Raw genomic sequence first — 23306 nt, forward strand, 5'->3', positions numbered from 1 at the left:
GGAACAGTCAGGGAGAAAAAGCATCGGCGGAACGCAGGTTTTCAGACGGCACCCACCCGGTCTCACCGGTCGGTTTTTCGCACCACACCCATCCGGCAACAGTGTAGTGAGAGGTGAGCGTCTCACCGGCTTCGACAGTGAGTTCTCGGGCCACGTAGTCTTCGAGGCTGACCCATCGCTGTCTCCGCTTTTCGACGTAGGACTCTGGAATCCATCCCTCACGCCCGTCAGTGTCGATACACCAGAGCCAACCGTCCCACTCCGTCGGGCGCTCCTCTATCGTCAGTTCGTCACCCTCGCGGACGCGTATCGGGTTGGGGTAGGCGGACTCGTACGCTTCGACGACGCGACGGCGGTCCCGCGTTGGCTTCGGACTCTCCATTGGTTCCGACACGAGGGTGTCCGTATTGTATTCGCTGATTCGATTCGGAAGACAAAGAAACCGTCTCGAAACGGGACGTAGAGCGTGGACGCCAGTCCTGACTCAATGACACGCCCGTATTGAGTTAAAGACAGAGGTGAACTATCCCTCCCCTTGAACGCCGAGTTCACTCTCGAACTGCGCAAAAAAGTCCTCCATGAAACTCCACCGGGACGCGCCAAGACGACGTCCCGGAGCAGTGTACAACATATCCAGAGAACCATTTGCGGACGCTCGCGTGACTGCCCACCCACGAATTATGGAAGCGGTCGGCTCGCATTTTGAGGGTGTGAAACCACTTTTCGATGAGGTTTCGGTTGACGTAGTCAAGCCGACCGCTCAATCCTAATCGAGAGAGGGCAGTCTGATAGCCGTAGCCATCAACGAGAAACACAGTGTCTGAGAGATCGTGTTTCTCCGAAGGTCGATGGAGAAACGCACCAGCCGGATCGGTACCATGTCGTCCAAACAACTCGACATCGAGAATCAGCTTCGTCTCGATGTCGATTGCGGCGTACAACCAAGACCACTCACCGTTGATTTTGACAGCGGTCTCGTCGACCGCAACCCGCTTCGGCGTTGCCTCAGGCGGGTTGTGACTGATGTTAGCCAGTCGATGCACCCATTACCAAACTGCTTGGTGAAAGTATTCAACGCCGATATATCGAAGAATCTGTTTTGTTTCCCTAAATGAACAACCAGTCGCGTGAAGCTGGACGGCGAACGCCCTGACGGGCGTCCCCAGAACGCTTTGCGTTCTGGTGGGCTGCACGAGAGCTCCGCTCTCGTGAACGTTCGAAAGACGCAAGCGTCTTTCGAGCCCACAGACTCGCACCGCGAGTTTGGGACGTCTCCAGAAATCTTTGATTTCTGGTGGGAAAACGAGACGCTCCGCGTCTCGTCGCATCGCCGTCCGCTCACGCTCCCACGTTTCTTCATAATCCGTCGCAAAGCACTCGCTGAGCAGGTCTGCGAGCATCTTAACCAACTAACTCAACGACCTGCTCGTTCCTCAAACTGGCTTAACTAGACAGTACCAGTATATACTATATGAGGTGAGTTTGACAGTATAGAGATTGTATCCGGAAATATGAGTGAAGGACGAGCATTGATGACCGAGAGAGAACGCGAGATTTTGAGCGGTGAGGCCGACGTGAAGGACAACTACCGATACAAGGTCAAGTCCCAAGTCAGAAGCCGAATTACGAAGCAACTGACCAAGTGCTTCGCAACGAACCTGTACAGCGGGTCCTTCGAGAGGTCGGCTCCCCCTCCGTCGGTACAGGCAAGAAGCTAGTCAGCACGTTCCGAGGGGACGACGCCCAGTTGACAGCGTACTTCTTCGAGACGGCGATCGGGACGCTCCGGTACACCGAGGTTAAATCCCACGAAGTCGCACACTTCGTCTTCGGCGAAGATGTCCGTGCAGGTGCACTCCCACGTGAGTACAGACTCGCATCGGAGGTCGAGTCGGCGTCGGTACTCTCCGATATGTGTGGTGGAACCGAGTTCTTCCGTGCCCCTACGAAAGCGGAGCGAGTCCAACTGCAGCGTCGCTTCGGGTTCGACCTCGACGAGTCGACTGCGTTCTTCAGTTCGGCGATCGATGGATTCGGCGTCGTTCCAGAGGACTCGAAAGATGCGACGGCGACGCTCGTCGAGTTCGATTCCTTCGCGTTCGATTCCGCGTCGACTTCCGACGTAACTCCGATGGAGGAGTGTGACACAGGAGCCTGCACCGTCTGTATGACTTCGACACTGAGCAGTGTCGGCACGTGCGGATGGGCGTGTTATGCCGTCGCCACGCCACCGCCGGTTAGTATCGCAGGTGCCGTTGCGTGTCTCACGTGTGTCGCCGCGACCGGTGTCTCACTGGGGTACTTCTGCAGCGAGTGTCTAGAAACACCTGTAAATAAAAGCGCTCCCCACCGGTTCTTTCACCATGCAACTGTCTTTCCGTGACGAACAAACTGTGCACCCCTTGGCCATCGCTATCAGCGGTGCGAGTACGGGAATACTCTTCATGTTCGTGGGGTGGTTGATGGCACTGATGACGGAGAGTCCGACGATGATTCGGCTCATTTTCTTCGTGCCCGCTGTACTCATCCTGTTCGGGTCGCTCCTGTACGGACTCGAATGGGCGCGACGGAGAACTGTCGACTGACGCGGACTCCCACACCCCAAATCCACTGTACCTTTCGACAGGAGACAACGAAATCTCACTGGTGTTCGCCTCCTGTCTCGAACTTTTAAATACGCCGTCCCCCCTATCATACAGCTAGAATGACCTGCTCTGTTGAATAGATGCTGAGTCACGGTTACAGCGGCTCACACAACGGTTCGATGTTAATGAGGGCGAACATCAGGACAATTTCACGGAACTGTCGATACTAGCCGAGCGCTCGCACGGCGTCGCCGAGCGAGCGCTTGGTTGTCGAGTACGGTGTTTCTGCCATCCAGCGCTGAGAGTAGCCTTTTGCCCGGATGAGCACGTTGTTCGCAGCTGCTTTCGGTGACGACCCGCGGTAGTGAACAAGATACTCAACGTCAAGCGCGGCGATTTCGTACTCAGTGTGCCAGTCTTGGAATCCGTTGTCAGCGGCCACCGACTGCAGGTCGTCCCGATCTAGGCCGAGTGCGTCACGAATCTCGGTCAGGTACTTCAGCCGATTCGGCGTTTCACGGTAGCTGTGGCCCTCTTCGAGCCGAAAGCAGTGCAGAACGACGTGGACCCAGCGGGCGAACCCGCCGGTGGCGGGCTAGCCCGCGTGGTTCCCTAACGCTTGTTTGGCTAGGTCACGACACTGCTCAATGAAGTCAAGGAGATCGACTTCCATGGACAGAAATTGATTTCTTTGGCCTCACCCTTCTAACGCGGTGATATCGACTGATTAGACCGCTATTCAACAGAGCAGAATAACCCGATTTCTAACTAGACAGTGCCTTATCTTCCCAGTAGTCAGATTAATAATAATTACTCCAAAATTCTAGGACATGGATTCAAGCAAAGGCGTCTTCAGGCGTCAGTTTAGTAGCGCCATTGCGAGTGCAACATTGTTATTTCCTCTCACAGGTTGCATAAATGACGGAACACAAACATCCAAAAAAGAGGGACATGAGGTTCATGCAACAAACCTTCTCGAACATCATGTACAGTTCTTTATTACGATGTCTGATAAAGATGAAAATGTGGTTTTTAAAAGGGAATATACACTTCCTCCGAACTCATACAACGAATCCGAGCAGGTATCAGAAACACCTGACCAGATGGCAGTCGAGTATAGTGGTGAGAGGCAAACATATGACTATTCACCGACTGTGAGCTGTGGCGAAGCATCAACGGTAAGCATCATCTTCGCAGTTACTGAAGATGAGGGAATGAGAATTATGTATGGATGTCGGTCTACATAATATTATAATCCGGATGATGGTATGACAATTCCGGCACTGTCTAGTTAGTGACCTCCTCAACTGGCGTTCGTCCGTCGAGCGATTGGTGCGGTCGTTGGAAATTATAGTATTGCGCAAATTGTATGAACTACTCACAGACGCTCGCATGACTGCCCACCCACGAATTATTGAAACGGTCACTCACATTTTGAGGGTGTGAAGCCACTTTTCGACGCGGTTTCGCTCGACGTAATCGACCCGACCGCTCACTCCTACTCGAGAGAGGGCAGTCTGATAGCCGTAGTCATCGACGGGAAATACAGCATCTGAGAGCTCGTGTTTCTCCGAGAGTCGATGGAGAAACGCAGCAGCCGGATCGGTGCCACGTCATCCAAACAATTCGACATCAAGAATCAACTGTAACACATACATCGGAATGTACTCAGATTCGAGTCCGGCGTGAACTCGAGTCGCCGTCGAAGTGTCGAGGACGTGGTCGCGGACGATACCGATCGAATCAGTACCCATCTATCAGGAAATCTCGGGGATAGGCTCGGTTGTGGATTATCTTGAAGGTCACCGCAATGACACCGGGGTCGAAGACGAGGCTGGCAGTGGGTCCCGATAATCTGTCCGAGCGGGGTAAACGACCACGGGTCAGGTGACCCGTGGAACTCTCGCTGTTCTCTTTAGACGAGCGGATCCAGTCCTTCCCGAATAATCAAGTAAAAATACCGCTCGCAGCGAGTATGGGACATGGTTCTCATCGAAGATGTTGACGACGCCGTTTCACGTGTCGATGAAGGCGACACGCTCGCAGTCGCCGGGTTCGTCGCGGTTGGGATTCCCGAATACTTGCTCAGCGGACTCGGAGACCGGTACGTGGAAACCGGTACCCCCGGCAATCTAACGCTCTACCATCCCGCCGCAGAGGGCGACCGAGACGGTAACGGGGTGTCGCATCTCGCCCAAGATGGAATGTTGAAGCGCGTCATCGGAAGCCACTGGGGATTCGTCCCGGAACTGATGGAGCGAATCGTCGACGGCGACGTCGAGGCGTACAACTTCCCATTCGGCGTCATGGACCACCTGTTGCGAGATACGGGCGCAGGCAAACCGGGGACCATCTCGACGGTCGGTCTCGAAACGTTCGTCGACCCGCGGAACGAGGGCGGAAAGGCGAACGACGAGACGACCGAAGACCTCGTCCACGCCGTCGAACTCGGCGGCGACGAATGTCTCTTCTACGAATCAATTCCCGTCGACGTGACCTTCATCCGGGCGACGACCGCGGACGAAAACGGGAACCTCTCGATGGAGCGGGAAGCGCTCACCTCGAACGTGTTGGCGACCGCGCAGGCGGCGCACAACTCCGGCGGGACGGTCATCGCACAGGTCGAGCGCGTGACGCAATCGGGGACGCTTCACCCGAAAGACGTTGCCGTTCCGAGCGTCCTCGTCGACAGCGTCGTCGTCGCACCCGAGGACCAGCACAAACAAACCTACGCAGAGGCCTACAATCCCGCGTATGCTGGCGATGTTCGCCCGCCTCTGACCGAGGAGACGGGCGATACGGGCGACGACGCGCCGATATCGGCGCGAACGGTCATCGCTCGTCGCGCCGCGATGGAACTCGTCCCCGACTCGGTCATCAACATCGGCGTCGGTGTTCCCGAACTCGTTCCGGTCGTCGCCGAAGCGGGTAGCGTCGCGGACGAGATTACCCAGACCGTCGAGTCCGGGCCGGTCGGCGGGTCGCCGACGGGCGGAATCAGTTTCGGAACGGCGACGAACCACGACGCACTCGTCTCGTCCACCCAACAGTTCGACTTCTACGACGGCGGCGGCCTCGACGTTGGCTTCCTCGGGATGGCGCAGGTCGACGGCGACGGCAATATCAACGTCAGTCGATTCGGGTCGCAACTACCCGGCTGCGGCGGCTTTATCAACATCACGCAGAACGCCGAGAAAGTGGTCTTCTGTGGGACGCTCACGACCGGCGGGTTGGAGACGACAGTTGACGGTGGCGAACTCCGAATCGACCGCGAGGGAGACAAACAGAAGTTCTGCGAGTCGGTCGAACAGGTCACCTTCAGCGGCGACTACGCCGCCCGCGTCGGACAACCGGTGGTGTACGTGACGGAGCGTGCGGTCTTCGGACTGGACGCTGACGGACTCGTTCTCACCGAAGTCGCACCCGGCGTCGACCTCGACGCTGACGTGCTCGACCAGTTAGCATTCGAGCCAGCGGTTGCCGAGACTCTCGAACTGATGGACGAACAGTTGTTCGTCGACGAACCGATGGACCTGACCGAGTACGTTCGGTAATTGTGAACTTCGACTGGTAATCGAGAGCGAGGCCGGAAGCGAGTATCCAGGAAAGCGAATCCGGGTATCCGAGAATCTGAAACGCGCTCGGGCCGGAAATCAGAAAGGAGTTTGGAGGTCGTTTGGGGCATACCTCGTTGGGGACCATAGGCCGGTCCCGTTGGAACCCTCGGTGGTTGCGTATCGGGGGCTTTGGCGGGATTTACTGAGGAACTTGGTGGGTGATCACTGGAGAGCCTTGGTCGATATCGCAGCGTCGGCAGGGCGTGGTTCGATAGTCGATTCGTGTCTCGCTAGTCGCCGGACGAACGACGCGCTTCGGTCGCTTCGAAGTCTATTTCGTCGTCTTCGGTCACGACGACACCGTACTGTTCCTCGGCGGCCTCACGGGAGACGTAGCCGTCGATAACGTCCTGTCTGACGGCCTCCGGGTCACGCTCGAACGGGTCGCCGAAGCCGCCGCCGCCAGCGGTCCGATTCGAGATGACCTCGCCCGGAACGAACTCCCCGCGGAACATCCCGACGTGTTTGCCGTCGCCATCGTGCAGGTCATCGTTATCGACGAGAACCTGCACGCGGTCGTCGAAGTCGTCTTCGTCCGAGTCGAGGACGACCACGTTCTTTGCGCCGGAGTCGCCGCCGTCCATCCCCCAGTTGTCGGTGCGCGTCTTCTGGATAATCGAGAGCGCGCCGACGGGTTCCAGAATGCGGAAGTCGCGGCGAATACCGAGGCCGCCGCGGTGCTTGCCCGGCCCGCCGGAGTCCTCGCGGAGCGAGAGTTGGTCGAACCTGATGGGGGCTTTGTTCTCGAAGACTTCGACCGGGATGTTGCGGACCATCGTCTCGCTGATATGCATGAGTGCGTTCGCGCCGTCGTGGGCCGCACCGGCACCCCAGCCGACACCCTCGTTGTTCGCTTCGACGAACGGCCTGCCCGTCTCCGGGTTCTGCCCGTAGAGCATGATGTCGGCGAGGTCGCCGCCGGTACTGGCGGGGACGCGGTCCGGAACCGCCTTCGCGAGCGCCTTGTAGACCACGTCGATGCCGAGGATACCGGTCCAGACGGTGAACGTCGGAGCCGGATAACTGGCGTTGAAGATGTTGTTTTCGGGAATCTCGATTGACAGTGGTTCGTACTGCCCGCCGTTCGAGTCCTCTTCGGGCGTCGTGACGGTCTTGAAACAGAGTTTGCAGATGGTCTCCGACATCCCCGGCGGAATGTTGAGCGGTTCGTCGACTTGGTCCGAAGAGCCCTCGAAGTTGACCGAAAACTCGTCGCCGTCGATTGTGACTTCCGCTCGAAGTTTAATCAGGTCGCCAGCCTCGCGGTTGACGCCGTCGGCGTAGCCGGTTGCCGACCACGTTCCGTCAGGGAGGTCCTCGACGGCAGTGCGGGCGGTGTTTTCACCGTGTTCGAGCACTTTGTCGATGGCCGCCTCGACGGTCTCACCGCCGTACTTTTCGTAGAGTTCCCGCAACCGTTCCTCGCCGGTTCTGACGGCCGCAATCTGGGCGTTGAGGTCGCCCATGACTTTCTCCGGCATCCGGGAGTTAAACCGGATGATGTCCATGATTTCGGGGTCCGGTTCGCCCTCCTTGTACACTTTCGTGCCGGGGAAGAGCACGCCCTCTTGATGCACGTCGGTCGAGTCGAGGACGTAGCCGGAGTCTTTCGCCCCGAGGTCGAGCCAGTGCGCTCGGCACGTCGTGTAGCCGATGAGTTCGTCGTCGTGGAAGACCGGCGCGAAAAGAAGCACGTCGAGGGTGTGCGTTCCGCTCCAGTAGGGATAGTTCATGATGAGCACGTCCCCCGGATTCATGTTCTCCTCGCCGACGTGTTCGACCGCTTTCTCGATGCCGTAGTCGTTCGCGCCGAGGAACAACGCGAGTCCCGGCGAGTCGGCGATGAGGTTGAGGTCCTTGTCGAACACCGAGATTCCGAAGTCGAGAATCTCGTAGATGATGGTGTTGTACGCGGTTCTGATTAGCGTTCGTTGCATCTCGGTCGCGGCCGACGTGAGGTAGTTCCGGATAACCTCGACGGTCGCCGCGTCGATATCGTGTTGTGCGCTCATTGGTCGCCTCCGGTGGTAATAGTGATGTGTCCGTACTCGTCGACCGTCGCGGTCTGGTCGGAGTGGAAGACGAGCGAGGTGGTCGGTTCAGTGACGACGGTGGGTCCGGCGAGTTCGTCGCCCGGTGCCAGGTCACTGCGTTGGTACACGTCGAAGTCAACGAATTCGTTCTCGGCGAAACAGTACGCGCTGCGGCTGCCGACAGGTTCGAGTTCGCCCTCCGTCCGTGGGTCCTCGGGGTCGAGGCTCGGCTTGTCGTTTTCGCCCACCGCACGGACGCGGAGGTGGACAGCCTGTACAGGGTCGTCCATGGTGTGGCCGTATCGAGTCTCGTGTTGCGCTTCGAACCGTTCGGCGAGTTCGGCGATAGATTCGACGCCGTCCGCGTTCACTTCGACCGTGTGTTCCTGACCGAAGTACCGCATCTCGACCGCGCGCTCGATTTCCTGTCTGGATTCTTCGATGCCTTCGCTTTCGAGCGTTTCACGACCCTCGTCTTCCAGTTCGGAAAACTCGGATTCGAGGGTTTCGAGGTCGATATCGTCGAGGACGGCGATATGCGTCTGCGAGAAGTCGTAGACGACATCGGCCATCAGCATTCCCCACGCGGAGAAGACCGAGGGGGCCTGCGGGACGAGCACTTCGTTGACGCCGATTTCACGCGCGAGAAGCGGGACGAACATCGGTCCGGCACCGCCGTAGGCGACCATCGAGAAGTCCCGCGGGTCGAGTCCCTTTTCGACCGTGATTTCGCGAATCGCCCCGACGGTGTTTGCAAGCGCAACGTCGAAAACGCCCTTACTCGCTTCGTGGACCGACATCCCGAGCGGGTCCGCCAACTTCGATTCGATACCGTCGAGTGCTGCGGCTTCCGCCGTCTCCATCTCGCCGCCGAGGAAGTCGTTCGGGTCGAGGAAGCCGAGGGCGAGTGCGGCATCGGTGACGGTCGGTTCGGTTCCGCCGTTGTCGTAACAGATGGGACCGGGGTCAGCGCCGGCACTTTGCGGCCCGACTTTGAGGAGTTCACCATCGAGCCACGCGATAGAGCCGCCGCCGGCACCGATTGTCCGGATGTCGTAGACTGGAATCATCATCGGTTGATGTTCGAGCGACGAATCGTACTTCACCACGGGAGAGCCGTCCTCGATGACTGCGGCGTCGAGGCTCGTCCCACCCATATCCACGGTAATCAGGTTCTCTCTACCGGTTACGTTGCCCACGTGGGACGCGCCAATAAGTCCCCCCGCGGGACCGGAAAGAATCGTGTGTACTGGTGCGGTTTTCGCGCTTTCTGCGGTAAGCGTGCCACCACCAGAGCGAGTGATGAAAAACGACCCGTCGAAGCCGCTCTGTCCGAGGTTCGAATCGAGCGTATCGACGTAGTTCTCGAAAATCGGTTTGATGTAGCCGTCGAGAACGGCCGTGCTCGTCCGCTCGTATTCGCGGTATTCGCCGCTGATGTCGCTTGAGACGGAGACACTGACCTCGGGCCGGGTTTCGCGGACGATTTGCGCTGCGGCCTGTTCGTGTTGGTCGTTCTGGTACGAGTGGAGGAAACAGATTGCGATGGACTCGACCCCCTGTTCGTCGACGAGGTACGCCGCGGCATCGCGAACAGCGTCAGTATCGAGTTCTTCGACGACCGCCCCGCTGGCATTCAACCGGCCGGGAACACCAACCCGTCGCCGACGGGGGACGAGGGACGCGGGTTTCTGATAGTTGATGTCGTACATCGCGTCGCGTTCGAGGTTCGTTCGGCCGATTTCGTACACGTCCTCGAACCCCTCGTTCGTGATGATACCGGTCTTTGCGCCGTCTCGTTCGAGGACCGCGTTGAGTCCGAGCGTGGTCCCGTGGACGAAGGCTTCGGTCTCTTCGAGCGAAGCGCCGACTTTCCCGACTGAGTTGAGCACTCCTTTCGATGGTTGTTGGGATGTCGTCGCCGCCTTCTCGAGGTCGATACTCCGAGTCTCGCGGTCGAACGTAATCGCATCGACGAAGGTACCACCGATGTCGACTGCGAGCCGTTGCGTCTTGCTATCTCTACTCACGAAAGAGACGTTTCGTCGGATCAGTAAAATACTTTTCGCAGGTTTGAACAATATGTTCGTTATATCGTACAAATCGGGCTAGGATAGACATTATAGTGAACGATTAGAAGAGTAGTTGCCTCCGCATCGTTTGAATTATAGAAAAATTTAAGTATATGTGGAATGCTGCTAGGTATCATGTCGGAGAGTAACAAGAGCCACATGTGCCGCCGCACACTGCTAAAATACAGTGCATTAGCGAGTACAGGGACGCTCCTTGCCGGTTGTACCGGAAATCAAGAACCGGCAACGACGACCCACGGTTCGGATACGACTGCGGGCCAAACTGACAATAAGTCCGGAAGTAGTGACGAATCGTCGACTGATGGCGAGTTTACCTACGTTACCACGATTACCCCGAGTTCACTCGACCCGATGAAGGGGTCGGATAACTTGGAGACAATCCTGCTCCACAACGTCTACGACCCACTTCTCTACTACACGAACGAGACGCCGCCACAAATCCAGACGTGGCTTGCGTCCAACTGGTCGGTCGACGACGACAACAAGACGTACACTTTCGAACTCCGCGACGACGCGACGTTCCACAACGGTGACCCCGTGACCGCTTCCGACGTGAAGTATTCGGTCCGGCGGATGATGGACATGCAGCAGGGCGTCTCGTGGATGTGGTCGGGTATCCTCTCACCGGAAAACGTCGAAATCGTCGACGAGAAGACGGTGAAGATGACCACGAACGAAATCTTCGCACCGTTCCCGTTTACGCTCCCATTCCTCTACATCCTGAACAAATCACAGGTCGAAGCGAACACGAAAAGCGACGGACAGTTCGGCGCAAACGGAGACTACGGGACAGAATGGCTCGAAGACAACGACGCCGGAAGCGGGGCCTACAAGCTAGCCAAGCGCGACCGGAAGCAGCAGGTCGTTATCGAACGGAACGAGGATTGGTGGGGGACCTTCCCCGACAACGGCTATGAGAGTGTGACGGCCGATATGGTTCAGGAGACGGCCACCGTCGCCGGGAAGGTCAAACAGGGTGCGGAGATGTCCGACCAGTGGCTCCCCCTCGACACGTACACCGAACTGGCTCAAACCGACGGCGTGAAAGTGAGTGCGAAGGCGACGTTCACTCCCTTCTACATCTACATGCACACCCAGCGCGAACCGCTGAACGACGTGCACGTCCGAAAGGCGATTTCGTACGCCTTCGACTACGAAACTGCGCTCAACGACGTGATGTTCGGTGATTCCGAACACCTGAAGGGACCGCTTCCGGGGGCGATGTGGAGCCACACGGAGGACCTCGAAACGTACGAAACCGACCTCGAAAAAGCGAAAGCTGAACTGGAGAAGTCCGAGTACTCCGCCAGCGATATCGACCTCACGTACACGTACGTCACCGGACTGACTACCGAGAAAAACATGGGACTGCTCCTCCAGTCGAACCTCCAAAAGCTCGGCGCGAGCGTGAGCATCGAGAAAGCACCCTGGTCGAAAATCACCGAGATGGTGACCAGCAAAGAGTCCACGCCCGACATGCTGGCAATTTACCTCTCGTTTAGCTACGCTGACCCGGACACGTTCCTCTACCCCGCGTGGCACAGTGATTCCCACGGGTCGTGGACCAGCGCCTCGTGGTACCAAAACGACCGCGTGGACGAACTCCTGACGAAGGCTCGGCGAACCGTCTCGAAGGAAAATCGGATTCCGCTCTACGAGGAGGCACAGCGAGTCATTGCCGACGAAGCACCCGCACTTTTCGTGATGAATCAGGCGACGAGAAACGCGCTCGCCGGGTCCGTAAAGGGGTTCGAAGACAACGGAATCACCGGCTACCGCCAGACCTTCCACTGGCTCCACGAGGGCTGAGGCGCGACAATGGGCTACAAGGAGTACCTGATAAAACGGGGGCTGTCGACAGTTCCGATGTTCGTCGCCCTCTCGATGCTCATCTTTACGCTGGCGAGAGTCATCCCCGGGCGACCCGCGAGACTGGCGCTCGGGCCTCGGGCGAGCGACGAAGCCGTCCAGCAACTCCGCGAGCAGATGGGCCTGAACGACCCGCTCTGGATACAGTACATCGATTATCTGAGTGGGCTGGTGCAAGGCGACCTCGGCCAGTCGCTCATCTCGAATCGGAACGTCGCGGCGGACCTCGTGGAGTTCTTCCCCGCGACGTTCGAGTTGACGACGCTCGGGATGCTCATCGCGGTTCTCGTTGGGGTTCCACTCGGCGTGGTTGCCGGGATGAACAAGGACGGTTGGCAGGACAACCTGAGCCGAGTATTTTCGTTCTTCAACGTCTCGCTTCCACCGTTCTGGGCAGGCATTCTGCTCCAGTTGGTCTTCGCCTTCTGGTTAGGGTGGCTTCCGGCGACGAGTCGGCTGGGCGATGTGAGTCCGTTGCCCATCGAGGTGACGGGACTCCTGCTCGTCGATAGCGCGCTCGCGTTCAACGTCGATGCGTTCACGAGCGCGGCAGCGCACCTGCTCCTCCCCGCGATTACGCTCAGCCTCGCGCCGATGGCGGACATCGCCCGCATGACGCGGTCGAGTTTCATCGAGGAGTACGACAAGGATTACGTCGAAGGGTTGGAGACGCACGGAATCCCGAACAAGCTAATCGCGTACAAGTACGTGCTGCGGAAGTCGTTCGCGTCGACGCTGACGATTATCGGACTCGACTACGGGTTCTTGCTCGGGTCGGCGTTCGTCGTCGAAATCGTCTTTTCGTGGCCGGGGATGGCGTCCTACGGCGTCACGGCCATCCTGCAAAAAGACATCAACGCGATGGTCGGTGTGACTCTCGTTATCGGCGGTGCGTTCCTGTTCGTGAACTTCGTCGTGGACGTTCTCTACGGATTCTTCGACCCGCGCGTCTGGCACGAGGGAAACTAACATGACAGAGACAGAAACCGGACTCGGAGAACGATTGTCGAACCGATTCGAAGACTTCGGCCGGTTGCGCTACCGGTTCCGGCAGAATCCGATGTCGCTCGTGGGATTGGGGATTATCCTCGGACTCATCTTCCTCGCCATCCTCGCCCCGTGGGTCGCGCCGTACCCGAACGACGCCGCCTATCAGGGTGAGGCCGCGGTACACTTCGACCAGCGATTCGAGTCGCCGAGTCTCTCCCATCCGTTCGGGACCGACCAGGCGGGCCGTGACATCTTCAGTCGCGTGCTCTTCGGGACGCGACTGTCCTTGCAAATCGGTCTCGTCGTCCTCGCAGTAGCGGTTTCGATTGGCGTCACCGTGGGACTCGTTGGAGGCTACGTGGGCGGGGCCGTCGGGATGTTCCTGATGCGCGTGACGGACGTGTTCCTCTCGGTCCCACCGTTGGTGCTCGCACTCGGGGTGAGCGTCGCGTTAGAGCCGAGTTTGACGAACTCGATGCTCGCCATCGCTGCCGTGTGGTGGCCCTGGTATGCCCGCCTCACCTATGGTGAAGTCCTATCGGTGAAAAAAGAGACGTTCGTCGAGGCGAGTCGCGGTATCGGCGCGTCGACGCCGCGAACCATCTTCCGCGAGATTCTCCCGAACGTGCTGGCACCGATTACGGTCAAGATTAGCCTCGACATGGGATACGCCATCCTCGTCGCGTCGGCACTGGGATTCCTCGGTCTCGGCGCGCAACCACCCACGCCCGAGTGGGGGACGATGGTCAGTCAGGGACGAAACTACCTACCTGCGCAGTGGTGGTTCTCGACGTTCCCAGGACTGGCGATTTTCCTGACGGTTCTCGGGTTCAACTTCCTCGGTGACGGGCTTCGAGACATGTTCGACGTGGAGGTGCAGTGATGACGAACCCGCTGCTCGAAGTCTCCGACCTCTCGGTCGAGTTCGAGAGCTACGAGGGAACCCACCGCGTCCTCAACGATGTCGACCTCACCATCGAGGAGGGAGAGACGGTCGCCCTCGTCGGCGAGACTGGGTGTGGAAAAAGCGTGACGGCGAAGTCTATCATGGGAACGCTCCCGCGGCCCCCCGGCAAGATAACAAGTGGGAACATTCGGTACCGCGGCACCGACCTCCTCGCAAATCGCGCCGAGCACGACCGAGTCAAAGGCGAGGAGATGAGCATGATATTCCAGGACCCGATGACGTATCTTTCGCCGGTCTACACCGTCGGGTCGATGATGGCCGACGTCGCCACCTACAGCGGCAACGCCGACGTGAGCTGGTTCGACGTGCTGAAGAACCTTCTCGGCCGCCGCGAGGAGCGCGAGTCGATACGAGAGCGGTCGATAGAACTCCTCGAACGGATGCACCTTCCCGACCCGGAAGGGGCGCTGGACAAATATCCCGTCCAACTCTCCGGCGGGATGCGCCAGCGCGTCATCATCGCGATGGCGCTCATCAACGAACCGACGTTCCTGCTCGCCGACGAGCCAACGACCGCGCTCGACGTGACCGTCCAGAACCAGATTCTGGACTTGCTCCGCGAGCACGTGACAGACCGGAATCTGTCGATGCTGTACATCACGCACAACCTCGGCGTCGCACGCGAGATTGCGGACAAAATCTGCATCATGTACGCGGGCGAAATCGTCGAGGTCGGGTCGACCGACGAAATCTTCGATGCCCCGCTGCATCCGTACACGCGAGGACTGCTGGACAGTATTCCGAAGCTCACCGGCTTCGAAGGAGACGGCATCGACGGCCAGATTCCGGACTATACGAACCCACCGCGAGGGTGTCGGTTCCACCCGCGCTGTCCGGCCGCGATAGCGGGAACATGCGATTCCGAACCCGTCGAAGCCCACGCAGTCGGCGAGTCGCGGAGCGTCGGCTGTCACCTCTACGAGGATGGGATGTCCATGGACGACGCCATGGCGGTGGCGACAAGCGACGCGACCTACTGGTCCGAAGAACGGCCGCCGTCAGCCAAGGCTGGAGTCGGTAGTGCGAGTAGTGGAACTGGCACGCGCGAAACAGGAGGTGACCAATGAGCCAAGAATCACAGACGGGTGCGGACAGAGTAACGAACCACGCTAGCGAGTCGACCCGGAGTCCGCTCGTCTCGATTCAGAATCTCAAGAAATACTACCCCGTCAGTTCGGGACTGCTCCGACGGTCCGCATCCTCGGTCAAAGCCGTCGACGGCGTTTCCTTCGACATCTACCCCGGCGAGACGTTCGCCATCGTCGGCGAATCCGGCTGTGGCAAGACCACGCTCGGAAAAACCGTCGCCCGGCTCTACGAGAGCACGGGCGGGACGATTTCCTTCGACGGGCGAGATATCACGGCGCTCAGCGGGAAGTCGCTTCGCAAACTCCGGCGCGATATTCAGGTCGTCTATCAGGACCCGTCTTCGTCGCTGAATCCCCGTCGACGCATCGGGGCGATTGTCAAAGAGCCATTAGTCGTCCACAGTATCGGGACGAAAGCCGAGCGTGACGACCGCGTCGCCGAACTCCTGCGGCGGGTCGACCTGCCGGTCGAATTCCGGAATCGGTACCCGAACGAACTGTCCGGCGGGCAGAAACAGCGGGTTGCAATCGCCCGCGCGCTCGCGGTCGAACCGAAGTTCGTCGTCCTCGACGAACCGACGAGCGCACTCGACGTGAGCGTGCAGGCCAAGGTCATCTCGCTTCTCGACGAGTTACAGGACGAACTGGGACTGACGTACCTGATTATCAGCCACGACCTGAGCCTCGTCAAGAACATCGCCGACAGAATCGGCGTGATGTACCTCGGCAATTTCATGGAAGTCGCCGACAGCGACCGCCTCTTCGAAAATCCGGTGAACCCCTACACCGAGCAGTTGCTTTCTGCGATTCCAGTCGTCGAAGCGGCCGAGCGCGCGATGAAGCCCACGCAAGTGGATATCGAGGGCGAGACGCCGGACCCGATGAACCCGCCGAGCGGGTGCCCGTTCAACCCGCGTTGCCACCGGTCGTTCGAGGCGTGCGATGCGGTCGAACCGGTGTTAGTCGAAGTCGAAGACGGCCACCAGACCCGGTGTCTCCACAGTCCGGGCGAGAAGCGAGCGGACGTACTCGACCAGTTACCGGAGGGCGTCTCGTTAGCCGACCGGTCGGTGGACGGAGAATAGAGTACAGACACCACACTATCACACCATGACAACACACGAAACACGAGTCGCCGTCGATATCGGCGGCACATTCACCGACCTCGTCGCGGTGAACGACGGGGAGTTAGCACTGGAAAAGACATCGACGACGCCGTCGAATTTCGCAGACGGCGTCCTCGACGCACTCGAAAAGAGTGTCGTCGACCAGACGACTGCCGACCAGTTCGTCCACGGAACGACGGTCGTCATCAACACGATTACCGAACGAACCGGCACGGAGACGGCGCTCATCACGACAGCGGGCTTCCGGGACGTGCTCGACATCACGCGAGCGAACCGACCGGACATGTTCAACTTCCGGTATCAGAAACCCGAACCGTTCGTCCCGCGCCGAAACCGCTGGGAGATTCCGGAGCGTATCGACCAGGCTGGCGAGACGCTGACTCCACTCGACGAAGCGGCCGTCCGAGACGCCGCGCGTGAAATCCGCGAGCAGGGACTCGATACAATCGCGGTCAGCTACATCAACAGTTACGAGAACCCATCCCACGAGCGGCGAACTCGGGAACTCATCGAAGCGGAGTTCCCCGACGCCTACGTCACGCTCTCGCACGAACTCACCAAGGAGTACCGCGAGTACGAACGGACCAACACGGCCGTCCTAAACTCGTACGTGCGACCCGTCGTCGACGACTACCTCGACAACCTCGAAGGACGACTTGAAGATGCGTCGTTTCGGGGGAACGCCTACGCGATGAAGTCGAACGCGGGAACCGCGAGCTTTTCGCAGGCGCGTCGAAGTCCGGTCGAGATGGTCGAAAGCGGTCCCGTCGGCGGCGTCTACGGTGCCGCCCGCGTCGGCGAGCGAATCGGCGAGTCGGATGTCATCAGTTTCGACATGGGCGGAACGACGGCGAAAACGTCGCTCGTGCAGGACGGCGAACTCACCATCGACACGGAATACTGGCTCGAATCGTCACCCCGCGACGAGGGGTATCCCCTGAAGATACCCGTTGTGGATATCGTCGAAATCGGCGCTGGTGGCGGTTCAATCGCGTGGGTCGACCAAGGCGGCTCTATCAACATCGGTCCGAAAAGCGCCGGTGCCGACCCCGGCCCGGCGTGTTACGGACGGGGCGGGACCGAACCGACAGTCACCGATGCCAATCTCCTCACGGGTCGACTAAATCCGGAGTACTTCCTTGGAGGGGAGATGGACCTCGATGTCGATGCCGCACGCGACGCGCTCGAACCGCTGGCCGACGAGTTCGGGACGAGTGTCCGTGAGGCGGCCCACGGGATACTCCGCGTCGTGAATTCGAGCATGTCGAACGCGCTCAAACAGGTCAGCATCCGCCGCGGCCACGACCCTCGCGATTTCGTGATGGTTGCGAGCGGCGGTGCTGGCCCGCTTCACGCAGCGACACTCGGCCGAGAACTCGGCGTCCGCGAGACGATTATTCCCCGCGCCCCCGGCCAGTTCTCGGCGTGGGGAATGCTCATGACGGACCTCCGGAAAGACTTCGCGCGAACTCGTGTGATGCCGTTCGACGGCGAAACCGCCGGGACGGTCGCCGAGGCGTTCGCCGAATTGGAGGCAGAAGCGTACGATGCCTACGCGCCGGAGCAGTCCGTATCTGAGGAGGACATCGAGATAACGCGAAGCGTCGACCTCCGGTACACCGGGCAGGAACACACCGTCAACACCCAAATTCCATCTGGGGACATCGGTCCGGAGGCAATCACGTCGACAATCGACCGCTTCCACGACCTGCACGAACAGTCGTACAACTTCAGCCTCGACGATGCAGTCGAGGTCGTCACGCTCCGGGTCACGGCGTCGGCACCGATGCCGAAACCCGAGATTGGACGGATTACTCGGGGCGGGAACCCGGAAGACACCATCAAAGGAACGCGCGACGTCGATTTCGGAACAGAGGGTGTTCGCGAGACTCGCGTGTACGAGCGCGAAGCGCTTCCCGCGATGACCTCGTTTGACGGTCCCGCCGTCATCGAGGAACCGGCCTGTACCACACTCGTCCACCCAGACCAGTCGTTCGACGTAGACGAATTCGGCACACTCCACATCACATAACCATGTCAGCACACTCGCAGACGGAATCCACGGTCACAGTCGACCCGTTCACGCGGGAAGTAATCACGAACGCGATTCAGAGCGCCGCCGAGGAGATGTTCATCAATCTCGGTCGGACCGCGAAGTCAAGCGTGATTTACGAGACACTCGACTACGCCTGCGGCATCACCGACGCCGATGCGAACGTCGTAGCACAGGCAAACGGCGTCCCCGGATTCCTCGGAACGCTGAAATTCTGTGTACAGGACACCATCGAGAAGTTCGGAACCGACGGATTTGCACCCGGCGACGTCGTCCTCCTCAACGACTACCACGGCGGAACGCATCTCAACGACGTTGCGATGGTCGCCCCGATTTTCGTGGACGGAGAACTCGTCGGATTCACCGCATCGAAAGCCCACTGGACCGACGTCGGCGGGAAGGACCCGGGGTCGTGGACGACAGATGCGACCAGCATCTTCCAAGAAGGTATCCAGTACCCGATGGTGAAACTCTACGAAGGTGGCGAGTGCAACGAGGCGGTTCGTGACATCGTGATGGCAAACACACGGTTACCGGACGTGACCCACGGCGATATGGAAGCACAGCGGTCCTCGATGCAAGTCGGCGCAGAGCGTGCCGTCGAAGTATTCGAGCGCTACGGCGTCTCGAAAGTCAAAGCGGCGATTTCGGAGTACTTCGATGCGGGAGAGCGCCTCGTTCGAGAGGAGATTCGAACCCTCCCGAACGGAACGTACACCGCGACGGACAACCTCGACGACGACGGGATTACGAACGAACCAGTGCACGTCGAGGTCACCGTCACAATCGACGACGAGACGGTCGAACTCGACTACACCGGCACCGATTCCGAGACGGCCGGGCCAATCAATTCGCCGTACGCCGCGTCGGTCTCCGATATTCGCGCTTTCTTCCAGGCGATTACGCTCCCCGACGCAGAAACGAACGAGGGATTCTTCCGCCCGCTCGAAATCACGATTCCAGAGGGGACCGTCCTCAATGCATCGAAGCCCGCGCCGATTGGAACCGACTGGGAGGGGTCCGCGATGGCGGCGGACCTCCCGTGGAAGGCGCTCGCACCGCACCTCCCGGACCGGCTTTCAGCGGGGCATTTCCTCAGCGTCTGTGCGACCATCGTCGGCGGCCACGACGAGCGCACCGACGAGGACTTCCTCGTCGTCGAACCCCAACCGGGAGGATGGGGCGCGAGTCCCGGACGAGATGGGGCCGACGTACTCGTGTGCTCCGGAGACGGTGACACACTGGAGATGCCGGTCGAAGTGATGGAGACTCGATTCCCGATTCTCTTCGACGAATTCCGCCTCGACACGCCACAGGAAGCGGGACACGGTCAGTTCCGAGGAGGAACCGGTCTCGTACAGGGCTACCGCATCTACAACGACTCCGGTGGGTTCATCACGGCCGGGTTCGGCCGGTCGAAGTTCCCGCCGTGGGGTGTCAACGGCGGCAAGAAAGGTGACGGGAACTATATCGAAATCGAGCGGACCGACGGAACCCTCGAACGTCACAGCAATCTCACGAACTATCCGCTACACGATGGCGATATCGCTCGACTCGTCACTAGTGCAGGCGGCGGATGGGGCGACCCAATGGCTCGTGACCCAGAGCGGGTGCGCGAAGATTACCTCGACGACTACATCACTCGGGAGACGGCGCGGTCGGTCTACGGGGTTGCATTGAGCGAAGATGGAACGGTCGACGAGCGTGAAACGAGTGAACTGAGGGTGGACGAGCGCGGGACGAACGAACTGAGAGCGAATGAACAGAACGAGAACAAACTGAGCACGAGCAAACAGCGGGAAACCAACCAATGAGCGATATCGAACTCACCGACTTAGAAGACGTCTGGCAAGACAGCACCGAGTCGCCACTCACCCTCTTCGAGACCGACGACCCGGAATCACAGACTGGGTCCTACGTTATTCAGCCCGGAGAGCGAGTCCCAGCAGCAGGCTGGACATCGCACGAAGGAGACGAGATATCTGTCATCCTCGACGGTTCGGTCGAACTGGTAACGCCAGATGGGCAGTACACCGTCTCCGAAGGGTCGCTTTCGGTGATTCCGTCCGGGGTCGAACACTACAGCGTCAACGAAACCGACGAACCGGTACGGTTGGTGTACACTGTTCTCGGTGGCCTCTAACCGAACGAGTTACTGCCCGTTCGAGAGGACTTTGTGCCACGCTTTGTGGGTCTTTGTCACGGGAACAGTGTCGTACGATTCGACCACGTCGTAGGCCTGTAACTTGTTTCTGAGGTAGCTCTTGATATCGGAAAGCGATGCGTGCCAAACACGGAGCAACAGGTCGTATTCGCCCATATACTCGTCAATTTCGTAGATGAGTTCCTCGCCCGCAACCTCCGCGATGAACTCGTCGAAGTCGTCCTGGCTGAGGTCCGAGTTGAGCGTGACAAATGCATCGGCGTACGCGAGGTTAGCCTCCTGAAGGACGAGCACCCCGAGCACGTCGACGAGGCCCTCGTTCTGTAACTTTTTCCGACGACGACGGGCTGCGGTTCGCGAGAGACCGACGCGGTCGCCCAACTCAGTGTCAGAGATTCGACCGTCACGGTTCAGTTCTTTGTAAATTCGGTAGTCGGTCTCGTCGAGATACTCTCGTAGAATCCGCTTTACCTTCTCGTTTTCTAACCATTCAGTCGACGGTTGGGCCTGATTTTCAGCCATTACGAGTTCCTTCGCCATCCTTCCATCTTATTTTGACGGTCGAATTGTAACAATCGGTGCCGATTGGTTCAACCATACGCAGAAAAAATCAGACAGGCAGACCGTACTTCCCCGTTCTGAGTAGAGCAAACAGAAACCGCCTGCGTTCCTAACTCATATATTCCCGTTACAGCTTACTAGGAAATATCGTTCTGTGCCCTGACTCATTATACTCCGCTTATTTCTGGGTCCGAGGCTGTGACAAATTCCTTGATAATCGTTGCTTCGGCGCGGTGAAGCACCCCACTTGCAGCCGATTTATCGCGTTAGTTCTCCACGAGGTTAGCGAGGTTCCCGAGAGAGTCGGTCAAGCCCGCTCTGGCGTCGTCGACGGGGATTGCCTCGGGGATGCTCTCTTGGTGGACAGTAACCTCGGTCCCGTCGGGAGCCGCCTCGAACGTGACGGTGACGGTCATCTCGCCAGCCATGCCCGGGTCGTCAGACTCGAACTGGTCAGTGTAGACTATCCGTTCGCTCGGCTCCAACTCCAGGAACGTGCCGCCGAACGTGTGGGAATTGGGCTCAATATCGTCGGCGTCAGCCGTGAACGTGAGGCGGAACTCTCCGCCAACCTCCGGTTCGAACCGATGAACATCGGCGCTAAAGCCGGTTGGAGGGAACCACGCTGCCATCTCGTCGGGGTCGGTGAATGCCTCGTAGAGCCGCTCGGGTGAGGCGTCGATGACGCGGGTCACAGTCACGTTCCGTTCCTCGGTCGTCGTGTCGATACTCCGGCCGCTGTCGATGTTATCGTCGGTCATTGGTCTTCGTCCTCTAGATGGTCGGCTAGTGCGTCGAGCCGGTCCTCCCAGAAGACCCGATACCGGGTGAGCCACCCAAAGGCCGCGCCCAGCGGTGCGGCATCTAGGTGGCACCGGCGAACGCGACCGTCCTCCTCGACATCGAGCAGCCCCGCATCTTCCAGTACGTGCAGATGCTTCGACACCGCTGCCAGAGAGACGTCGTGTGGCTCCGCTAACTCGCCAACGCTCTTGGGACCGTCTGCAAGCTGTTCGAGGATATCCCGTCGAATCGGGTGGGCCAGCGCCTGAAAGATCGCATCCAGGTCCAGGTCGTCCGGTAGACGTTCAACCATCCAGTTTAATGTACAATACACCAACATTTAACCATTCGGTATAGTATCAGGTATTCCAACACGATTAAAACACAATATCGGCTGCACACTACGGTCACCTCACAGTAGGTGCGCAGATTCCCGTTTCCGGTTCTGTAGCTACGACATCGAAGAATCTCACTTGTACGAGTTGCGATCGCAAGGCGTCCCGAGTCCGACCCGCAATCCCACGCCGGAATCAAATTGGTCGAGAACGTTGCACCGAATATCCCGTCTACGTGGGGGATTATTTGTCGGACGCGCGGGCCGACAACTATCTCATAGAAGTTCGAGTAGTTGTGTGGAGAGTTCGTCAGGCACAGACACCATGGGCCAGTGACCGGTTTCCAGTTCGTATCGGTCCCACGCTCGCTGGTCACAGAGTTGCCGAATCGCCTCCAAAACCCCATCGTCTATCCCGTTACGTAGACAGAGGATGTACGTGTGCGGGACGGTCGCTGTGTCCGGGTTCTCGGCAGCCACTGCCTGTTCGAACGTGTGCAACGGATGTGGGACTGCCTTTTCCCGCATCCACTGTGCGTCCTCGTCCGAGATGCCGACCCACCCCGGGTGGTCGTCCGGCATCGGCCAGCCGCCGTCGTTGTCCGCCGCGGCCGCTTCCATCGCTGCCAACTCCTCCGGTGGATAGAAGTCGGCTGCCGCCACGGGCTCGTCGTCCATCGGGACCAGCGCGTCGAGATAGACGACGTGTGCGAGTCGCTCGGGGACCTCCTCCGCCACACCCAGAACCACCAGTCCAGCGTAGCTGTGGCCGACCAGAACGACATCCTCGAGGTCCTCGTATTCGAGGACGTTTACGATGTCGCGAATGTGCGTCTGGAGATCGATACCCGGGCGAGCGAGATGTGTTCGCTCTCCGAGGCCTGTTAGCGTCGGGGTGTACACCTCGTGGCCCTCGTCAGTGAGCAACGGCGTGAGATGTTTCCAGCACCAACCGCCCAGCCACGCACCGGGAACCAGAACGAACGTTACCACAGTCTTTCCCTCGGTATCTCCGAGTCTTGGACCAGATCAGAACGGGTCT

Annotated in this window: 19 protein-coding genes and 4 pseudogenes; 12 read left to right on the forward strand and 11 right to left on the reverse strand. The window is 59.1% G+C overall.

Going from position 1 to position 23306, the window contains the following annotated elements; all coding sequences use genetic code 11:
- Window positions 1–7: 7 nt before the first annotated feature.
- From HFX_RS16305 to HFX_RS20705, 3 genes and pseudogenes are all read right to left on the reverse strand, one after another.
- The gene (locus HFX_RS16305; RefSeq protein ID WP_004056179.1) at window positions 8–382 is read right to left on the reverse strand and encodes an SH3 domain-containing protein; all 375 of its coding nucleotides are present in this window, start codon (window positions 380–382) and stop codon (window positions 8–10) included.
- Window positions 383–548: 166 nt separating this feature from the next.
- Window positions 549–1160 (reverse strand): annotated as a pseudogene (locus tag HFX_RS16310) (IS6 family transposase); the annotation flags it as partial.
- Between the two features lie 168 nt (window positions 1161–1328).
- Window positions 1329–1400, reverse strand: a pseudogene (locus tag HFX_RS20705) (IS6 family transposase); the annotation flags it as partial.
- 242 nt (window positions 1401–1642) lie between these two features.
- On the opposite strand from HFX_RS20705, the gene HFX_RS16320 reads away from it, so the two are divergent.
- Together HFX_RS16320 and HFX_RS20380 are read left to right on the forward strand one after the other, a co-directional pair.
- Window positions 1643–2383, forward strand: a complete 741-nt coding sequence (locus tag HFX_RS16320; RefSeq protein WP_004056173.1) for a hypothetical protein — start codon at window positions 1643–1645, stop codon at window positions 2381–2383.
- A gap of 19 nt (window positions 2384–2402) precedes the next feature.
- Window positions 2403–2585, forward strand: coding sequence for a hypothetical protein (locus HFX_RS20380; RefSeq protein ID WP_004056170.1), 183 nt, complete (start codon window positions 2403–2405; stop codon window positions 2583–2585).
- A 154-nt stretch (window positions 2586–2739) separates the two neighbouring features.
- Here the strand turns inward: HFX_RS20380 and HFX_RS19370 are convergent.
- A pseudogene (locus tag HFX_RS19370) lies at window positions 2740–3258 on the reverse strand (hypothetical protein).
- Between the two features lie 157 nt (window positions 3259–3415).
- Here HFX_RS19370 and HFX_RS19375 point away from each other — a divergent pair.
- Window positions 3416–3832 (forward strand): hypothetical protein, encoded by a 417-nt coding sequence (locus tag HFX_RS19375; protein WP_014732683.1) that lies wholly within the window; start codon window positions 3416–3418, stop codon window positions 3830–3832.
- A 40-nt stretch (window positions 3833–3872) separates the two neighbouring features.
- Here the strand turns inward: HFX_RS19375 and HFX_RS19380 are convergent.
- Window positions 3873–4231: pseudogene (locus tag HFX_RS19380) on the reverse strand (IS6 family transposase); the annotation flags it as partial.
- 336 nt (window positions 4232–4567) lie between these two features.
- Between HFX_RS19380 and HFX_RS16335 the strand changes: the two are divergent.
- Entirely contained in the window at window positions 4568–6139 is a 1572-nt protein-coding gene (locus HFX_RS16335) for an acyl CoA:acetate/3-ketoacid CoA transferase (protein WP_004056167.1), read from the forward strand.
- A gap of 293 nt (window positions 6140–6432) precedes the next feature.
- Here HFX_RS16335 and HFX_RS16340 read toward each other — a convergent pair whose 3' ends face one another.
- Both HFX_RS16340 and HFX_RS16345 read right to left on the reverse strand, forming a co-directional pair.
- On the reverse strand, window positions 6433–8214 hold the full coding sequence (locus tag HFX_RS16340) for a hydantoinase B/oxoprolinase family protein (RefSeq protein ID WP_004056166.1): 1782 nt from the start codon (window positions 8212–8214) through the stop codon (window positions 6433–6435).
- A complete protein-coding gene (locus tag HFX_RS16345; protein ID WP_004056165.1) occupies window positions 8211–10265 on the reverse strand; it encodes a hydantoinase/oxoprolinase family protein in 2055 nt (684 codons plus the stop codon). The genes HFX_RS16340 and HFX_RS16345 overlap by 4 nt, the downstream gene beginning before the upstream one ends.
- A 177-nt stretch (window positions 10266–10442) precedes the next feature.
- On the opposite strand from HFX_RS16345, the gene HFX_RS16350 reads away from it, so the two are divergent.
- Genes HFX_RS16350 through HFX_RS16385 form a run of 8 tightly spaced genes read left to right on the forward strand, consistent with a single transcriptional unit; the run spans window position 10443 to window position 20565 of the window.
- Window positions 10443–12137, forward strand: coding sequence for an ABC transporter substrate-binding protein (locus HFX_RS16350; RefSeq protein WP_137685699.1), 1695 nt, complete (start codon window positions 10443–10445; stop codon window positions 12135–12137).
- A gap of 9 nt (window positions 12138–12146) precedes the next feature.
- Window positions 12147–13166 carry an ABC transporter permease gene (locus tag HFX_RS16355; RefSeq protein WP_004056163.1) on the forward strand — a complete coding sequence of 340 codons (1020 nt, stop codon included), beginning with the start codon at window positions 12147–12149 and terminating at the stop codon, window positions 13164–13166.
- 1 nt (window position 13167) lies between these two features.
- Complete coding sequence (locus tag HFX_RS16360) at window positions 13168–14070, forward strand: ABC transporter permease (RefSeq protein WP_004056162.1); 903 nt, start codon at window positions 13168–13170, stop codon at window positions 14068–14070.
- On the forward strand, window positions 14070–15221 hold the full coding sequence (locus HFX_RS16365; protein WP_004056161.1) for an ABC transporter ATP-binding protein: 1152 nt from the start codon (window positions 14070–14072) through the stop codon (window positions 15219–15221). Before HFX_RS16360 ends, HFX_RS16365 begins: the two co-directional genes overlap by 1 nt.
- Window positions 15218–16327: an ABC transporter ATP-binding protein gene (locus HFX_RS16370; protein WP_004056160.1), complete on the forward strand. Its 1110-nt coding sequence runs from the start codon at window positions 15218–15220 to the stop codon at window positions 16325–16327. Before HFX_RS16365 ends, HFX_RS16370 begins: the two co-directional genes overlap by 4 nt.
- A gap of 25 nt (window positions 16328–16352) precedes the next feature.
- A complete protein-coding gene (locus HFX_RS16375) occupies window positions 16353–18401 on the forward strand; it encodes a hydantoinase/oxoprolinase family protein (RefSeq protein ID WP_004056159.1) in 2049 nt (682 codons plus the stop codon).
- A gap of 2 nt (window positions 18402–18403) precedes the next feature.
- Window positions 18404–20236: a hydantoinase B/oxoprolinase family protein gene (locus HFX_RS16380; protein ID WP_004056158.1), complete on the forward strand. Its 1833-nt coding sequence runs from the start codon at window positions 18404–18406 to the stop codon at window positions 20234–20236.
- Entirely contained in the window at window positions 20233–20565 is a 333-nt protein-coding gene (locus HFX_RS16385) for a cupin domain-containing protein (protein ID WP_004056157.1), read from the forward strand. Before HFX_RS16380 ends, HFX_RS16385 begins: the two co-directional genes overlap by 4 nt.
- Before the next feature lie 9 nt (window positions 20566–20574).
- Here HFX_RS16385 and HFX_RS16390 read toward each other — a convergent pair whose 3' ends face one another.
- The 4 genes from HFX_RS16390 to HFX_RS16405 form a co-directional block, all read right to left on the reverse strand.
- Window positions 20575–21108: an Lrp/AsnC family transcriptional regulator gene (locus HFX_RS16390; RefSeq protein ID WP_049917395.1), complete on the reverse strand. Its 534-nt coding sequence runs from the start codon at window positions 21106–21108 to the stop codon at window positions 20575–20577.
- 305 nt (window positions 21109–21413) lie between these two features.
- Window positions 21414–21908: an SRPBCC domain-containing protein gene (locus HFX_RS16395; RefSeq protein ID WP_004056155.1), complete on the reverse strand. Its 495-nt coding sequence runs from the start codon at window positions 21906–21908 to the stop codon at window positions 21414–21416.
- Window positions 21905–22243, reverse strand: a complete 339-nt coding sequence (locus HFX_RS16400; RefSeq protein ID WP_014732685.1) for an ArsR/SmtB family transcription factor — start codon at window positions 22241–22243, stop codon at window positions 21905–21907. The genes HFX_RS16395 and HFX_RS16400 overlap by 4 nt, the downstream gene beginning before the upstream one ends.
- Window positions 22244–22540: 297 nt before the next feature.
- Window positions 22541–23257 carry an alpha/beta fold hydrolase gene (locus tag HFX_RS16405; protein WP_004056153.1) on the reverse strand — a complete coding sequence of 239 codons (717 nt, stop codon included), beginning with the start codon at window positions 23255–23257 and terminating at the stop codon, window positions 22541–22543.
- Window positions 23258–23306: the final 49 nt, after the last annotated feature.

The sequence above is a fragment of the Haloferax mediterranei ATCC 33500 genome, assembly GCF_000306765.2.
GTDB classification, from domain to species: domain Archaea; phylum Halobacteriota; class Halobacteria; order Halobacteriales; family Haloferacaceae; genus Haloferax; species Haloferax mediterranei.

Excerpts from the sequence above, each read along its gene's own strand:
- HFX_RS16305 (WP_004056179.1), bottom strand. The coding sequence starts at position 382 with ATGGAGAGTCCGAAGCCAACGCGGGACCGCCGTCGCGTCGTCGAAGCG.
- HFX_RS19375 (WP_014732683.1), top strand. The coding sequence starts at position 3,416 with ATGGATTCAAGCAAAGGCGTCTTCAGGCGTCAGTTTAGTAGCGCCATT.
- HFX_RS16335 (WP_004056167.1), top strand. The coding sequence starts at position 4,568 with ATGGTTCTCATCGAAGATGTTGACGACGCCGTTTCACGTGTCGATGAA.
- HFX_RS16340 (WP_004056166.1), bottom strand. The coding sequence starts at position 8,214 with ATGAGCGCACAACACGATATCGACGCGGCGACCGTCGAGGTTATCCGG.
- HFX_RS16350 (WP_137685699.1), top strand. The coding sequence starts at position 10,443 with ATGTCGGAGAGTAACAAGAGCCACATGTGCCGCCGCACACTGCTAAAA.
- HFX_RS16355 (WP_004056163.1), top strand. The coding sequence starts at position 12,147 with ATGGGCTACAAGGAGTACCTGATAAAACGGGGGCTGTCGACAGTTCCG.
- HFX_RS16360 (WP_004056162.1), top strand. The coding sequence starts at position 13,168 with ATGACAGAGACAGAAACCGGACTCGGAGAACGATTGTCGAACCGATTC.
- HFX_RS16365 (WP_004056161.1), top strand. The coding sequence starts at position 14,070 with ATGACGAACCCGCTGCTCGAAGTCTCCGACCTCTCGGTCGAGTTCGAG.
- HFX_RS16370 (WP_004056160.1), top strand. The coding sequence starts at position 15,218 with ATGAGCCAAGAATCACAGACGGGTGCGGACAGAGTAACGAACCACGCT.
- HFX_RS16375 (WP_004056159.1), top strand. The coding sequence starts at position 16,353 with ATGACAACACACGAAACACGAGTCGCCGTCGATATCGGCGGCACATTC.
- HFX_RS16380 (WP_004056158.1), top strand. The coding sequence starts at position 18,404 with ATGTCAGCACACTCGCAGACGGAATCCACGGTCACAGTCGACCCGTTC.
- HFX_RS16385 (WP_004056157.1), top strand. The coding sequence starts at position 20,233 with ATGAGCGATATCGAACTCACCGACTTAGAAGACGTCTGGCAAGACAGC.
- HFX_RS16390 (WP_049917395.1), bottom strand. The coding sequence starts at position 21,108 with ATGGCTGAAAATCAGGCCCAACCGTCGACTGAATGGTTAGAAAACGAG.
- HFX_RS16395 (WP_004056155.1), bottom strand. The coding sequence starts at position 21,908 with ATGACCGACGATAACATCGACAGCGGCCGGAGTATCGACACGACGACC.
- HFX_RS16400 (WP_014732685.1), bottom strand. The coding sequence starts at position 22,243 with ATGGTTGAACGTCTACCGGACGACCTGGACCTGGATGCGATCTTTCAG.